Genomic DNA, 14,886 nt, shown 5'->3' on the forward strand with positions numbered 1-14,886 from the left:
GGCAGGCGATGCTTGCCGCCGGGATCGTATCTTCCTAAGCCGTCCATTTTTGCAACAATCAATCCAGCCTGTACAATTAAGTATTGACGAATAGCTGAAAACCACTAGAATGCGCCTCCGTGGTAACGATACTTTCATAGTGTCGATGGTATGCGAAGGTGGCGGAATTGGTAGACGCGCTAGCTTCAGGTGTTAGTGTCCTTACGGACGTGGGGGTTCAAGTCCCCCCCCTCGCACCATAAACCACGTTGATATTGCTCGCACTGTGCGAAGGTGGCGGAATTGGTAGACGCGCTAGCTTCAGGTGTTAGTGTCCTTAGGATGTGGGGGTTCGAGTCCCCCCCCTCGCACCAACGAGGCAATATCAAAATTAAGAATACTGTGCGAAGGTGGCGGAATTGGTAGACGCGCTAGCTTCAGGTGTTAGTGTCCTTAGGATGTGGGGGTTCGAGTCCCCCCCCTCGCACCAATATTCTTACCCTTCTGCATTATCCCATCAGCTTAAAATTCATCATCATCAGCATAATTCCACTTATCAGTGCAACGCATGATGGCAGCAAAACGAAATGCCGTAGCTGGCGATGCCAAATCATCAGTGCTGACGTAAGCATTCCCAATGTGACTAACCCGCGCCAGGCGTCCACCGACAAATCGGCAAACCCAAGGGCGGCAATCAACACGCCAGGGATCAAAACACCCCACCCACTCCCTAAAGTTCGCTGCAACATGTTTTCACCTCTCACAACGATAATGATAACCAATATCATATGATAATTTTTATCATTTGTCATGCCCGGTAAAACGTGACTCATTATTCTTTACGTTCGTGGTAATGACATACATTCATGAAGGTGATAAATTAAGCAAACGAAAACTATATATTAAATTATCTGATAATTTCGCAAAAACCTTATTTTGCGCATTGCTTTTTATTATTCTTTTTTGACACACATCATATTGAATTTTAACGATTAATAATGACAATTCCAACATGACTGCACAATCCTGGCGATCTCATTACGAACAAAAATATCAGTATTCCTTACGGCTTTTTTTACTGCTTAATTTTGTTTCAGCCCTCTTATCCCTGGTCAGCCCACTCTTTACTGTCATTAGTTTTACCCTGCCCTGCTTCCTGATTGTTATCTGCAGTTCAGTCCTGCTGTTATGGCACTGGAAATTCTCGCAACGCAAAATAAATATTTCATTTATTTCTCTGATATTTGGCCTGTTTTGGGCATGGCACGTTACGTTAAAAGCCATGATGCTGGGGCCACCACATTTTAACTATCTGGTGATCGCCTTATTAAGCGTGTTGTTTATTGGCACCATTGCTTTTTCCAGCAATATCATTGCGTTCACCTTGCACTCATTACCGACATTCGGTGCCTGCTTGATCCTGGCCGAAGGAGAACAATGGCTGCGCATGTCTTATTGTTTTATCCTGCCTATTGCTGGTATCACCCTCCAGAGCTTAATTCAGAAGCGTAGCGATGTATTCACTCAGGGACTGATGGATAAGCTATTGAAGGAGCGTAATACCCTTAACGATCTCAGTATGTTGGATCCCCTCACCGGTTTGTACAACCGCCGCGGTTTACAAAATCGCCTGGACACGATCCTTTCATTAGACAGCACTGAACATTACGTCCTGCTGCTGGATATTGACCACTTCAAAGCCTACAACGACCACTACGGCCACATGATGGGCGATCAGGCGTTAATTCAGGTTTCCGCGGCAATTCGCAACGCCGTGCGCTCACGCGATGTTGTTGCCCGCTTTGGCGGCGAGGAATTTATGGTGCTTTTAACCAGCAGTACGGCTGAAAATGCCCTTCTGGCCGCAGATCGTATCCGCCAGCGCGTCTACGATCTAAAAATTCCGCATATGTTTAACGAAAGCGTCGCCACCAATGTGACGATTAGCATCGGCATGACGCCGCTGGTTGATGCCGACATTGATGGCGCGCTGAAACGTGCAGATAACGCGCTCTATGAAGCGAAAAACATGGGGCGTAATATTATCCTCGCCAGCTAGCTTTATACCGCGCAGCAGAAACCTGCCGCGCGGACAAATCTCTTGCCATTCGGATATCGAACAACTAGTATCAGAAATCATTATCATTTAGATTTGTATCTGACATCCGATGGCTTACCGTTCACTATCCTTCAGCGATGACATCATCTGGCGGGCTCCGCTCCCTTCGGCTGAGCGTGAACTGGCAAATGCAATCCGCGAAAAAATCACTACCCTACGCCCACATCTGCTGGATTTTCTCCGTCTGAATGAAGAAGCGCCCCATCATGCATTAACATTGGCGGAATGGTCTCAGCCAATGGCGCTGAGTTCCCTGCTGGCGACGTATTCCGATCATATTTATCGCAACCAACCCACGCAGGTGCGTGAGCAAAAGCCACTGCTATCCCTTTGGGCGCAGTGGTACATCGGTTTACTGATCCCGCCGTTAATGTTGGCTCTGCTGAGCGAAGATCGCGTCATCAGCCTGACACCGGAACATTTCCGGGTTGAGTTTCATGAAACGGGCCGTGCCGCCTGTTTCTGGATTGATGTCCATTGTGCACAAGCTTCATCAGAGCAGTCTGCTCAATCGCGAATGGAAACCCTGGTCACCTGCGCTTTACAGCCCGTCATTCAGGCGCTTGAAGCCACTGGTGATATAAACGGCAAGCTTATCTGGAGCAATACCGGTTACCTAATCAACTGGTATCTGGGTGAAATGAAAGCGTTGCTGGGAGATGAGCAGGTCACCCTTTTGCGTCAGCACTGTTTCTTTGAAAAACAGCTTTCCGACGGCCAGGATAACCCGCTGTGGCGTACGGTTGTTTTACGTGAAGGGCAGCTCGTGCGCCGCACCTGCTGCCAGCGTTATCGTCTACCGGATGTTCAGCAGTGCGGGGATTGCACGCTAAAATGACATCGATTTATAGAGCAACGGGCGGCTAATTAAGCCGCCCGTTTACGTTTACGCGGTCTGCTGGCTTTCTTGTGCCAAACGCTGCGCTTCTTCCGCCTCTTGTTCTAACAGTTGCTTCTCATACACTTTAAAGAACGGGAAATAGATAACTGCCGAGACGCATGCCAGGATAATCACCAAAATCGCCGCCCGGAAATCCCACCCCAAGGCCCACGCACCGCCAATCGGTGCCGGGGCGGTCCACGGAACGACAGATATAACCCGGCCAATCAAATCCAGCTTCATTGCCGCCCAGGCCAGCACGGCGTTAACCATTGGTGCCAGCAGGAATGGAATAAAGAACACCGGGTTCATGACAATAGGCGTACCGAAAATAACCGGCTCGTTAATGTTAAACAGGCTAGGCACAACACTCAGACGACCGATTGAGCGCAGATGTGCAGATCGACTGCGCAGGTAGCAGAATACCAGCCCCATCGTTGCTCCTGAACCACCGATTACAATAAAGAATGTCCAGAACGCCTCCATAAAGATATGTGGCAACGGTGCGCCCTGAGCCAGGGCCTGCTGGTTCATCCCAAGGTTAGTCAGCCAGAACATCTGCAGCATACCGGAAACAATAGCCGCACCGTGGATACCCGCGAACCACAGCAAATGACCAACCAGCACCGCCAGTAAAATTGCCGGTAATGAATCCGCCGCAGAAACCAGCGGCTTAAAGATGGCCATGATAGCCTGCGGGATCAGCATATCGAAATGATGCTGGATAAACAGGCTCAGGGGATAGAGCGTTAGGACTACGACCAATACTGGAATCAATAGATCGAAAGAGTTTTTGATCATTGGCGGCACCTGATCTGGCAGGCGAATACCAATATTGTGCGCCTTAAGGAAACGCATCATTTCAACGCAATAAACAGCCACCAGAATCGCGGTAAAAATCCCCGTCCCGCCCAGGCTATCAACCGGCAAATTGCCGTTTGTCTTCGGCGCCGCTACGAGCAGGAAAGCCATAATTGACAGCATCGCGCACATGAAAGGGTCGAGCTGATTCGTTTTTTCGTAGTGTTTACCCAGGTTGTAGGCAATGGCGGCACAAATGTAGATAGACATGATGCCCATCGTCATATCGAAAGGCGTTAAAATGCGCCCTTCAAACTCTTTTGCTAAATCCAGCCACGCGCGAGCAAATCCCCATGTGGTATCCGGCGAAAACGGCGGATAAGCAAATACCAGGAGAAAGGAGCCAACGATCATAAACGGCATTGCAGAGATAAAGCCGTCGCGAATAGCCATAACATGGCGCTGAGACGAAATGCGTCCGGCGACCGGGCTGATGTAATTTTCTACAAAGCGGAATATCAGATTAAATGCAGCATGGTTAGCAGACATAGCAGCCCTCCTGACAGGCTATAGAAACAGGCCCAACAATGATTATCTTGCCGTTGTGGTAAACCTAATTCGGTGAGTGGATTAGCACGGCGGATAACCCACTGGCTATACTGCTCAAATAGGTATGACTCATACACGGCTCTTTTGTTATAGATGACGCAGGGAAGTTACTATTTCAGTATTCATCGCATGACGGATAACTGCAACCGGTTACAGTAACCGGTTGCAGTGATTGTGAAGAAGATCCAGGAATTAGAAAGATTCTTGATTGTCTGCCAACAATATTTACACTTTGCGAAGCTTATTACAGATTTTTAACAGACACTCTTCAGGAGATCGCAATGAGTCTGCAGTCCGTGCGGCAATTTTTTGCTGACCACGCCCCCGATATCGAAATCATCGAACTTAACCAGAGTACGGCTACGCTGGCACTAGCTGCTGCAGCGCATAACGTTGAGCCCGGGCAAATAGCGAAAACCCTGTCTTTAAAAGTAAAAGAACGGGTTGTACTTGTTGTCGCAAAGGGCGATGCGCGTCTGGATAACAAAAAGCTGAAGGAAGCGTTCGGTGCGAAAGCACGTATGCTGAGTAGTGATGAGGTAGTTACGTTAACCGGGCACCCCGTTGGCGGGGTTTGCCCATTTGGCCTGGAAATTCCATTGGCGGTTTACTGTGACATTTCGCTGAAACAGTACCCGGAAGTTCTACCAGCAGCAGGGTCAATCCATAGCGCCGTTCGTATTTCACCCGAACGAATGGCGCGGTTGACTGATGCAACCTGGATTGACGTTTGTCTTTAATAAACGGCTAACGCTACAGGGCGAGCCGCATACCTCTGGTATCATCGTTATTCGCTGACAAGCGCATCAGAATATCTGCTGCGCTCAGGAGGCCCATATCTGAACTGACGCCAAGTTTGGTCATAGCGTTAAATTTATGAGCGCGAATAGTTTTGATGTTTCGCTCCAGCTGTGTCGCAATTTCAGGCAACGAATAACCGTAAGACATATAGCGCAGAATAGTATGTTCCGTCGGGCTCAGAATTTGGTTACATAAACCTTGTTTTTGGTTTACAACGCTCTCATTGGCCTGATGACTATGGTCGAGGAGCTGAAGCAACCGTTCCTGTAACTGTATACGACAAGCTGATTTATTAAAAATACCATGCAAACGGGAAGGCGTAAGGTGACTAATCAGTCGCATTTCCGCTTCATCAGTAGCTAAGACAATTCTCTGCATTTCAGGACAATAACGCGCAATTTCGTGGAGAAAAAGTAAACTCTCCAGTCGGGACCTGCGATTACCAGAAAGTGAAAAAATAATCGCAGTAAAATCTTTAGATTTAAGTTCTCGCTTTAATGCCTGAGTATCTTTAAAGAAGCGGACACTATAATTCTTGCCGCTTTCACGAGTTAATATGTGGCGAAGAGCCACTTCAGTCATCGCGCATTTTTCTACGACAGCGACATATCGTGTTGTGAGATCTTTTTCCATTCCGATTGGTCTCCATAGGCTGAATAAATATTCAGCTCCTTCATTCCCTGTGCACTATTAATCCAGGCATACATCTCTGCATTACTGCGCAAAGACAAACGGCGCATCGCACTATTTTTTTGCGCGCTTATGGTTTTATTACTTTTTTTCAATAACGCAGCAATTTGATTAATTCCCCACCCTTTGGCAAGAAGCCTCAGGACCTTACGCTCAGAAAGCGTCAGAATGACCAACTTTTGCTGCTCTTCGCCAATATTCGCCACCTCTGGTGAGAATAAGGTCTGACTAATTCTCTCGGCGGCAAGGCCACCAGCACGAACGACTTCAATTAAACGCTTCACTGGTTCGCTATCAGATATTAATGTGCTTTCAGGCCGCATTAATAACTCAACAGCTAATGGGAAGCAGGCGCTTCCAACCATGAAGACCCAGTGTATATCCCTGTACTGAGTCATTAAAGAATAGTAATGTTCACAAATATTTCTTGGCTGCTCAATTTCGCCAGATAAATCGGCGATGACCAACACTGCGCGACGTAATTGAAGTAGGGTTAACTCGTCCTGGGAACGACAAAAACTCAGTTCATAATCAGGGAGATGCTCCCCAACGATTGCTTTCAATCCGGACTGCATGACCGGTATTCTGCTGATAGTGATGCCGAACTTACCCTGTCCTGGTAACATAAACCCTCCGCTTCCTGTCGAAGATTCACGCCCGGCAGAAAAATAACCTGATAGATAATTGAGTATCCATCTTAATTATTTTGCCAAAATGAATCTTTATCGTCCCTGGCAAGCGTGTTGACATCACGCTCTAAAGCCAATGTAATATTATGGTGAGCAACATATTGCTGTTATCCATGCCAATGATTAACATTAACACAGGTGATTGTCAGCAATAAATTAGAAATGATTAAAACCTTCGTTAGTTACACTAACTTAAGATAAATTAAATAAAGGTTTTTTTATTTTATATTTTTCCTAAATGCTTTAGGCGATTCACCGTTATAGCGCCGAAAAAAACGGGAGAAATAAGCGGCATCAGTAAATCCTAAATAATCAGAAAGTTGCGCAATAGTCATGCTGGTGTATTGCAGGTTACGGCGCGCCTCAAGCATCAACCTTTGATGTAAAACCCCCAGCGCGCTGCAGCCGTAAAATTCACGGCATAAATAATTCAGGTGAGTCGCAGAGAGCCCCACCAGCTTGGCATACTCTATTAAAGGCATATGTTCACGATAATGGCTTTCAATGAGGCGAGAGAAATGGCGCATAACGCTACGCTTACGTTCAGCTTTGTCCTCCGCTATCCGCGCTGGGAGATACTGTCGGTTCAGCCATACCAATAATGCACCCAGCAACGAATGCAGCATCATTTCGCGCGCATCATGATCCTCGCTGTACTCTTCCCGTAAAGCAGTAAACAGCGCCCGGATATGACTCCGGGACTCTTTCACCGACACGCATTGTGGCTGACCGAGTACATCCAACTGACGACCAAACTGGTTTTCAAAACGTCTGAGCAGCGGTAGCGCCAGTGACAAAACGTATCCTTCCGTGCCCGGAGAAAACCGAAACCCGTGAATACAAAGCGCAGGAACAACCTGAATGCAGGCTTCAGTCATCACCGCGGTTGCCCCTTCGATTTCGATTTCCGCCCGCCCTTTATGCAGATAAAGCAGCTGCACCAGCTCAGCATGCTGATGCACGCGGATATGCCATTCATACAGACGACTACGCTGAAGTATCGATTCGCAGTGCAGGAGGTCGGGAGTTGGCCAGCCGCGATCTTCGCCATACAGTTTAAAAACGGGAACGGTTTTCGCTGCCTGCATGACGCCTCCTACTCATTTCGCTTATGCCACGCGCTCGATCGGCAGACCGACGTAGTTTTCAGCGATAGTGGTGAGCCCAGCACGAGACTCAAGATAATAGCGACGATCTGCCGCCTGCATTTTTCTATCAAACTCGCTTTGTTGCGGGAAATCATGCAACAGGCGAGTCATAAACCAGCTGAATCGCTCACCTTTCCACACGCGGTCCAGGGCGAAGCGGGAGTAGCTTGCCAACAGGTCAGCGCGACCATGGTGGTAATATTCGCGTAGGATTCGCCACAAATAGTTCACATCAGATGCTGCCAGATTCAATCCTTTCGCCCCGGTAGGCGGAACGATATGCGCCGCGTCCCCTACCAGAAATAGCCTCCCATATTGCATGGGTTCCACCACATAACTGCGTAGCGGCGCAATACTCTTCTCAAGTGAGTGACCAGTCACTAACCTGGTAGCCAGCTCATCGGGCAAGCGCAGCTTCAACTCTTCCCAGAAACGTTCATCAGCCCAGTCATCAACCTTTTCGCTTAGCGGTACCTGTAAATAGTAGCGGCTTCGAGTTAGTGAGCGCTGACTACACAGTACAAAGCCGCGCTCATGATGGGCATAAATCAGCTCCGGGTTAACTGGTGGCGTATCGGCCAGCAGCCCCAGCCAGCCAAACGGCCAGACGCTTTCATACTCTTTAAGAACCCCTGACGGGATACTTTGTCGGGAAACGCCGTGAAATCCGTCGCAACCGGCAATAAAATCGCACTCCAGCAGATGTTTTTCGCCGTTGCTGACAAAAGAGACGGACGGCCGGTCACTTTTCGCATCATTAATCGTGACATCGCTGACGCCATAAATAATCGGTGCTCCGCATTCCGCCCGCGCCGCCATTAAATCCCGCGTCACTTCGGTCTGACCGTAAACCATCACGCTTTTACCTTGAGTAAGCTCCGTCAGAGCAACCGGCACGCGCTTGCCGTCAAACAAAAACTCAACCCCATGATGTACCAGCCCTTCCGCATCCATCCGCCGGGCAGCCCCTGCTTCACGCAGCAAATCCACCGTTCCACTTTCCAGAATCCCCGCGCGGATCCGCCCCAGCACGTACTCTGGCGTTTGCCGTTCGAGGATGACGGTTTGGATCCCGGCGCGATGTAATAACTGCCCTAACAGCAGTCCGGAAGGACTCGCTCCGATAATCGCAATCTGTGTTCTCATAGGGTCACCTCAGCATGGTTAATTATTTGTTTGTTTTTTGTTTATTAAAAGTTCCAATTTGCATTTTTGATAAGTCGGAGGGGAAAAAGAAGGGAAGAATGAGTACAAAAATTGCACTTTTCACCAATTTTACGAAAATGCGGCAGGGATCAAATTCCAGGAGGTCAGCAGGGCGGGTGATTTTTTACACATTGTTTGATCCTGACCGCTCAGATAAAGCAAGACTTCAGGTAAAAGTATCGACAGACACTACGGCATCGGGCATCACGGACAGCAGGTATTTATGCAAGCAGATAGGGCAACTCAGCGCGCAATCACGCGATTGTGCATTCAATGTGGTCTTTTCTTATTACAGCACGGCGCAGAGAGCGCACTGGTTGAAGAGCTTTCAACACGTTTGGGCCGGGCGTTGGGTATGGATAGCGTTGAAAGCGCGATTTCCTCTAACGCGATCGTGCTCACAACAATAAAGGATGGCGAATGCCTGACGTCAACGCGAAAAAATACCGATCGCGGCATCAACATGCACGTTGTCACGGAGGTTCAGCATATTGTCATCATGGCGGAGCATAAGTTACTGGATTATAAAGATGTTGAAAAACGCTTTGCTCAAATCAAACCGCTGCGCTATCCGCGCTGGTTGCTGGTTGTTATGGTTGGCCTTTCCTGTGCCTGCTTCTGCAAACTCAATAACGGCGGCTGGGATGGTGCTCTCGTCACCTTTTGCGCCAGTTCAGTAGCAATGTATATTCGCCAGTTGTTAACCCATCGCTCAATGCATCCGCAGATTAACTTCTGCCTTACTGCCTTTGTGGCGACCACAATTTCTGGGCTCATGCTGCGCCTGCCTATTTTCACCACGACGCCGACGGTAGCAATGGCCGCCAGCGTGCTATTGCTGGTACCCGGCTTCCCGCTGATTAACTCCGTTGCCGACATGTTTAAAGGGCATATCAATACCGGCCTGGCCCGCTGGGCTATCGCCAGTCTGCTCACCCTCGCCACCTGTATTGGCGTGGTAATGGCAATGACGATGTGGGGATTACGCGGATGGGCATAATCATGTATCTCTTCGCCCTGCTGCAGGATATGGCCCTGGCCGCTATTCCCGCCGTTGGCTTCGCCATGGTATTTAACGTACCGCAGCGCGCGCTGCGCTGGTGTGCTTTGTTGGGCGCTATCGGTCATGGTTCGCGCATGGTGATGATGACGGCGGGCTTTAATATCGAATGGGCGACTTTCCTTGCTGCTCTGCTGGTTGGCAGTATCGGGATCCAATGGTCCCGCTGGTATCTGGCGCACCCAAAAATTTTTACCGTTGCGGCGGTCATTCCGATGTTTCCCGGTATCTCCGCCTATACCGCGATGATCTCGGCGGTAAAAATCAGCCATTTTGGTTACTCAGAAGAGATGATGATTATGCTGTTGAGTAACTTTCTCAAAGCCTCATCTATTGTTGGCGCGTTATCTATCGGTCTTTCTATTCCAGGGCTTTGGCTGTATCGCAAGCGCCCGCGCGTATAGCCGAGCGCGCCGCGGGGTCACCTGCGGCGCTCCTTCCAGAGCGACCTCTGTGCTACTATGTGTGCAGTTACCCCCTTTCTATATTAGTTGTTCAGAGTTGAGATTGATTTATGTCTTCACGAGTATTAACTACCGATTTTAGCGGTCTGGATGACTTCATGCAGGATCACGCAGCGGTACTGGCAAAATCGACCAGCGGCGCCGTCGCAGTATTTGCCAACAACGCCCCCGCATTCTATGCGCTGACGCCGGAGCGTCTGGCTCAGTTGCTAGAGCTGGAAGCAAAACTCTCGCGCCCCAATAGCGACATTGCCCTGGACGCGCAGTTTTTTGATGAGCCAACGGCGGTCCCTGTTGCGGTACCGATGGGAAAATTCCCGATGTACGCCGACTGGCAGCCGGATGCAGACTTTCAGCGCCTGGCCGCGCTCTGGGGTATCGCCCTGAGCCAGCCGGTCACGCCGGAAGAACTCGCCGCGTTTGTCACCTACTGGCAGGCGGAAGGTAAAGTCTTCCATCATGTCCAGTGGCAGCAGAAGCTGGCGCGCAGCGTGCAGATTGGCAGAGCCAGCAACGGCGGCCAGCCGCGACGCGACGTCAACGCGATTAGCGAACCTGATAACCATATTCCACGAGGATTCCGAGGATGAGCATGAAAAATGTCGGCGATTTAATGAAGCGCCTGCAAAAGATGATGCCAGCCCATGTCGAACCCGCGTTTAAGACAGGTGAAGAGCTACTGGCATGGCAAAAAGAACAAGGCAAGCTGCGTTCGGAAGCACTGGAGCGTGAAAACCGCGCCATGAAAATGCAGCGAACGTTTAACCGCTCCGGTATCCGCCCACTGCACCAGAACTGCTCTCTGGATAACTATCGGGTGGAATGTGAAGGCCAGATGATCGCACTTTCCCGAGCGCGCCAGTACGTCGAAGAGTTCGACGGCAATATCGCCAGCTTTATTTTCTCGGGCAAGCCTGGCACCGGTAAAAATCACCTCGCCGCCGCCATCTGCAATGAGCTGCTGCTGCGGGGCAAGTCGGTGTTGATTATTACCGTCGCCGATATTATGTCTGCGATGAAAGATACATTCGGCAATCGGGAAACCAGCGAAGAGCAGCTTCTCACCGACCTGAGCAAGGTCGATTTACTGGTGATAGACGAAATTGGTATGCAAACGGAGTCACGCTACGAGAAAGTCATCATTAACCAGATTGTCGATCGCCGCTCCTCGTCGAAGCGCCCTACCGGCATGCTCACCAACAGCACTATGGAAGAAATGAATAAGCTGCTCGGCGAACGTGTCATGGATCGTATGCGTCTGGGAAATAGCCTATGGGTCAATTTTAACTGGGATAGCTATCGCGATCGCGTGACCGGAAAAGAGTATTAAGATATTTCTTAACTCCGCCAGCGTTATACTGAAAACATTATTCCGTTACGGCGAAGAGTATGTCTATGAAATCTGCAAAAATGTTGTTCCGCACGGTAGTGGCGGCGGGTGCTTTAATGACTTTCGGTGCCCACGCCACCTCCTGGCAGGATTCTCTTTCCAGCGCCGCTAACCAGCTCAGCAGCCAAAGCGGTAGCCAGCAAAGCGGCGGCATGTCGCTCTCATCGCTCACCAGCCTGTTGAACGGTGGCAACCAGTCGCTAACCTCCAGCAGCATGAATAATGCCGCCGGGATTATGTCTTACTGCGCGAAACAGAAGCTGGCCTCGGTGACAAATACCGAAAACGTCAAAAATCAGGTTCTGGATAAACTGGGTCTGAGCACGCCAGAAAAACAAAAAGAAGATACCAGCTATCTTGATGGTCTTCAGGGGCTGTTGAGTAATAAAGACGGCCAGCAGTTGAATTTAAATACCCTCGGCAGCAGCCCGCTGGCGGAGAAAGTAAAAACTAAAGCCTGCGATCTGGTATTAAAACAGGGCGTTAGCTTCCTCTCCTGATCCTCCTCTTAATGCCGCGTTTGGCACTGTTGTTCCGCCAGCGCGGCCACAGCGCTGATTTTTAACATCTCTGCTCCTTGAGCCCCCTTCATATATGATATGAGGCGAGTCAAAAACGGCGATTTCTAAACCAATTCTGAACCACAGCACAAATTCATGACGATACAATTGCGGCGATATGGCGCTGCAATTACAGTGTAGCGTGAAAAAAGATCTATCTGGCCAGCCGACAACTGGCGTGAATGAGGATGAGCTGTGTCAGAGTTGTTATCCATCGCCCTGTTTCTTGCTTCGGTGATGATTTACGCATTAAAAGCCGGTCGTAATACCTGGTGGTTCGCCGCCACGCTCACGGTGCTGGGCCTGTTCGTTATTCTCAACATTACCCTCTACGCCAGCGATTACTTCACCGGCGACGGTATTAATGACGCGGTACTCTATACGTTGACCAACAGCCTGACGGGCGCAGGCGTGAGCAAATATATTCTGCCGGGCGTTGGTCTGGTCGTGGCGCTGGTCGCCGTATTCGGCGCGCTCGGCTGGGTACTGCGCCGCCGCCGGCATCATCCTCATCATTTTGGTTATAGTCTGGTGGCGCTGGTTCTGGCACTGGCGTCAGTGGATGCCAGCCCGGCCTTCCGCCAGATTAGCGAGCTGGTCAAATCCCAGTCGCGCGATGGCGATCCGGATTTCGTGGCTTACTACAAAGAGCCCGCGAAGAGCATAGCTAATCCGAAGCTGAACCTGGTATATATCTACGGTGAAAGCCTTGAGCGCACTTATTTTGATAACGATGCGTTCCCCAATTTGACTCCTGAACTCGGCAAACTCAAAAACGAGGGGCTGGACTTCAGCAATACCGCTCAGCTTCCGGGTACCGACTACACCATTGCCGGAATGGTTGCCTCCCAGTGCGGAATCCCACTGTTTGCGCCGTTCGAAGGTAACGCCTCCGCTTCGGTCTCCAGCTTTTTCCCACAGAATATCTGCCTGGGCGATATCCTGAAAAACTCCGGCTACGAAAACTACTTCGTCCAGGGAGCGAACCTGCGCTTCGCCGGAAAAGATGTGTTCCTGAAATCTCACGGCTTCGATCACCTGTACGGGGCGGAAGAGCTGAAATCAACGGTTGCCGATCCAACTTACCGTAACGACTGGGGTTTCTACGACGACACCGTCCTTGATGAAACGTGGAAAAAATTCGAAGAGCTTTCGCAATCCGGGAAGCGCTTTTCGCTGTTTGCTCTGACGGTCGACACTCATCATCCGGATGGCTTTATCTCCCGTACCTGCCAGCGCAAAAGCTACGACATGGACGGCAAAAAGAACCTTTCGTTCAGCGCCGTTTCCTGCAGCCAGGAGCATATCGCAGCGCTAATTGAGAAAATTAAAGCCTCGCCGTGGTTCAAAAATACGGTCATCGTGGTTTCTTCCGATCACCTGGCGATGAAAAACAGCGCCTGGGATTATCTGAATAAACAGGATCGCAGCAACCTGTTTTTCGTCCTGCGCGGTGATGAACCCCAGCAAGATACGCTGGCGGTTAAGCGTAATACCATGGACAACGGCGCGACGGTGCTGGATATCCTCGGCGGCGATAACTTTATTGGCCTCGGACGCAGCAGCCTGTCCGCAGAGTCGCTTTCGGCGATTTTCCTCAATATGAAAGAGAAAGTACTGGCGTGGAAGCCCGACGTCATCCGCCTGTGGAACTTCCCTAAAGAGATGAAGAATTTCACCGTCGATTCGCAGAAGAATATGATTTCCTTCTCCGGCAGTCATTTCCGCCTGCCGCTACTGCTGCGGATTTCAGATAAGCGCGTTGAGCCGCTGCCGGAAAGCGAATACTCCGCCCCGCTGCGCTTCCAGCTGGCAGATTTCGCCCCTCGCGATAACTTTGTGTGGGTTGATCGCTGCTACAAGATGGGCCAGCTATGGTCGCCGGAGCTGGCGATCTCCACCGACTGGTGCGTATCGCAGGGCCAACTGGGCGGCGAACAGCAAGTCCAGCGCGTAGACAAAGCCCAGTGGCAAGGCAAGACGGCGTTCAAAGATACCCTTATCGATATGGAGCGCTATAAAGGCAATGTCGATACCTTGAAAATTGTCGATAACAACATCCGTTACAAGGCCGACAGCTTTGTCTTCAACGTCGCCGGTGCGCCTGAGGAAGTAAAACAATTCAGCGGTATTTCCCGCCCGGAATCATGGGGACGTTGGTCCAACGCGCAGCTCGGCAATGAAGTGAAAATTGAATATAAAGAGCCGCTGCCGGAGAAATTCGATCTGGTCATTACCGCCAAAGCCTACGGACCGAATGCCAATAAACCGATTCCGGTACGCGTCGGCGATAGCGAGCAAACGCTCACTTTGGCCAATGATGTCACCACAACTACCCTGCACTTCGATAATCCGTCGCGCAGCAATACCTTAACTATTGCGCCGCCGGATCCGCAGTCAACCAACGAGGGCAATATTCTCGGCCACTCCCCACGCCAGTTGGGTATCGGCATGGTTGAAATCAAAGTGGTGAAAAGCGAAGGGTAAAAC

At 50.2% G+C, this 14,886-nt stretch carries 15 protein-coding genes and 3 tRNA genes; 12 read left to right on the forward strand and 6 right to left on the reverse strand.

Going from position 1 to position 14,886, the window contains the following annotated elements; genetic code table 11:
* Positions 1-152: 152 nt before the first annotated feature.
* From AC07P6_RS25985 to AC07P6_RS25995, 3 genes are all read left to right on the forward strand, one after another.
* A tRNA-Leu gene (locus tag AC07P6_RS25985) sits at positions 153-239 on the forward strand.
* 28 nt (positions 240-267) lie between these two features.
* A tRNA-Leu gene (locus tag AC07P6_RS25990) sits at positions 268-353 on the forward strand.
* A gap of 30 nt (positions 354-383) precedes the next feature.
* Positions 384-469: transfer RNA gene (locus tag AC07P6_RS25995), tRNA-Leu, on the forward strand.
* Between the two features lie 19 nt (positions 470-488).
* Here AC07P6_RS25995 and AC07P6_RS26000 read toward each other — a convergent pair.
* The gene (locus tag AC07P6_RS26000; RefSeq protein ID WP_110272793.1) at positions 489-728 is read right to left on the reverse strand and encodes a DUF1435 domain-containing protein; all 240 of its coding nucleotides are present in this window, start codon (positions 726-728) and stop codon (positions 489-491) included.
* Positions 729-991: 263 nt separating this feature from the next.
* Here AC07P6_RS26000 and AC07P6_RS26005 point away from each other — a divergent pair, with 263 nt between their 5' ends.
* Entirely contained in the window at positions 992-2,038 is a 1,047-nt protein-coding gene (locus AC07P6_RS26005; protein ID WP_182236129.1) for a GGDEF domain-containing protein, read from the forward strand.
* Between the two features lie 109 nt (positions 2,039-2,147).
* Positions 2,148-2,936, forward strand: coding sequence for a siderophore-iron reductase FhuF (gene fhuF, locus AC07P6_RS26010; protein ID WP_182236127.1), 789 nt, complete (start codon positions 2,148-2,150; stop codon positions 2,934-2,936).
* Positions 2,937-2,984: 48 nt separating this feature from the next.
* Here the strand turns inward: fhuF and AC07P6_RS26015 are convergent, their stop codons facing one another.
* On the reverse strand, positions 2,985-4,328 hold the full coding sequence (locus AC07P6_RS26015; RefSeq protein WP_182236125.1) for a PTS sugar transporter subunit IIC: 1,344 nt from the start codon (positions 4,326-4,328) through the stop codon (positions 2,985-2,987).
* 341 nt (positions 4,329-4,669) lie between these two features.
* On the opposite strand from AC07P6_RS26015, the gene AC07P6_RS26020 reads away from it, so the two are divergent.
* Complete coding sequence (locus AC07P6_RS26020; protein WP_478315003.1) at positions 4,670-5,128, forward strand: YbaK/EbsC family protein; 459 nt, start codon at positions 4,670-4,672, stop codon at positions 5,126-5,128.
* A gap of 13 nt (positions 5,129-5,141) precedes the next feature.
* On the opposite strand, the gene bglJ is transcribed toward AC07P6_RS26020, so the two are convergent.
* From bglJ to pobA, 4 genes are all read right to left on the reverse strand, one after another.
* Complete coding sequence (gene bglJ, locus AC07P6_RS26025) at positions 5,142-5,822, reverse strand: DNA-binding transcriptional activator BglJ (protein WP_112215088.1); 681 nt, start codon at positions 5,820-5,822, stop codon at positions 5,142-5,144.
* Positions 5,783-6,505 carry a helix-turn-helix transcriptional regulator gene (locus AC07P6_RS26030; RefSeq protein WP_478315004.1) on the reverse strand — a complete coding sequence of 241 codons (723 nt, stop codon included), beginning with the start codon at positions 6,503-6,505 and terminating at the stop codon, positions 5,783-5,785. The genes bglJ and AC07P6_RS26030 overlap by 40 nt, the downstream gene beginning before the upstream one ends.
* A gap of 281 nt (positions 6,506-6,786) precedes the next feature.
* On the reverse strand, positions 6,787-7,656 hold the full coding sequence (locus tag AC07P6_RS26035) for a helix-turn-helix domain-containing protein (RefSeq protein ID WP_478315005.1): 870 nt from the start codon (positions 7,654-7,656) through the stop codon (positions 6,787-6,789).
* Between the two features lie 21 nt (positions 7,657-7,677).
* Positions 7,678-8,862, reverse strand: a complete 1,185-nt coding sequence (pobA, locus tag AC07P6_RS26040) for a 4-hydroxybenzoate 3-monooxygenase (protein WP_478315006.1) — start codon at positions 8,860-8,862, stop codon at positions 7,678-7,680.
* 283 nt (positions 8,863-9,145) lie between these two features.
* Between pobA and AC07P6_RS26045 the strand changes: the two genes are divergently transcribed.
* The 6 genes from AC07P6_RS26045 to opgB all read left to right on the forward strand — a co-directional run bounded on the left by AC07P6_RS26045 (position 9,146) and on the right by opgB (position 14,883).
* Positions 9,146-9,922 (forward strand): threonine/serine exporter family protein, encoded by a 777-nt coding sequence (locus AC07P6_RS26045; RefSeq protein ID WP_478315007.1) that lies wholly within the window; start codon positions 9,146-9,148, stop codon positions 9,920-9,922.
* Positions 9,913-10,386, forward strand: a complete 474-nt coding sequence (locus AC07P6_RS26050; RefSeq protein ID WP_110272712.1) for a threonine/serine exporter — start codon at positions 9,913-9,915, stop codon at positions 10,384-10,386. Before AC07P6_RS26045 ends, AC07P6_RS26050 begins: the two co-directional genes overlap by 10 nt.
* A gap of 110 nt (positions 10,387-10,496) precedes the next feature.
* Complete coding sequence (dnaT, locus tag AC07P6_RS26055; protein ID WP_182236117.1) at positions 10,497-11,036, forward strand: primosomal protein DnaT; 540 nt, start codon at positions 10,497-10,499, stop codon at positions 11,034-11,036.
* A gap of 2 nt (positions 11,037-11,038) precedes the next feature.
* Positions 11,039-11,776, forward strand: a complete 738-nt coding sequence (dnaC, locus tag AC07P6_RS26060; protein ID WP_181486499.1) for a replicative helicase loader DnaC — start codon at positions 11,039-11,041, stop codon at positions 11,774-11,776.
* Between the two features lie 65 nt (positions 11,777-11,841).
* Positions 11,842-12,336 carry a YjjA family protein gene (locus AC07P6_RS26065; protein WP_478315008.1) on the forward strand — a complete coding sequence of 165 codons (495 nt, stop codon included), beginning with the start codon at positions 11,842-11,844 and terminating at the stop codon, positions 12,334-12,336.
* A 255-nt stretch (positions 12,337-12,591) separates the two neighbouring features.
* Positions 12,592-14,883, forward strand: a complete 2,292-nt coding sequence (opgB, locus tag AC07P6_RS26070) for a phosphatidylglycerol--membrane-oligosaccharide glycerophosphotransferase (RefSeq protein WP_478315009.1) — start codon at positions 12,592-12,594, stop codon at positions 14,881-14,883.
* Positions 14,884-14,886: the final 3 nt, after the last annotated feature.

The organism is Klebsiella sp. GFKo11 (genome assembly GCF_056490265.1).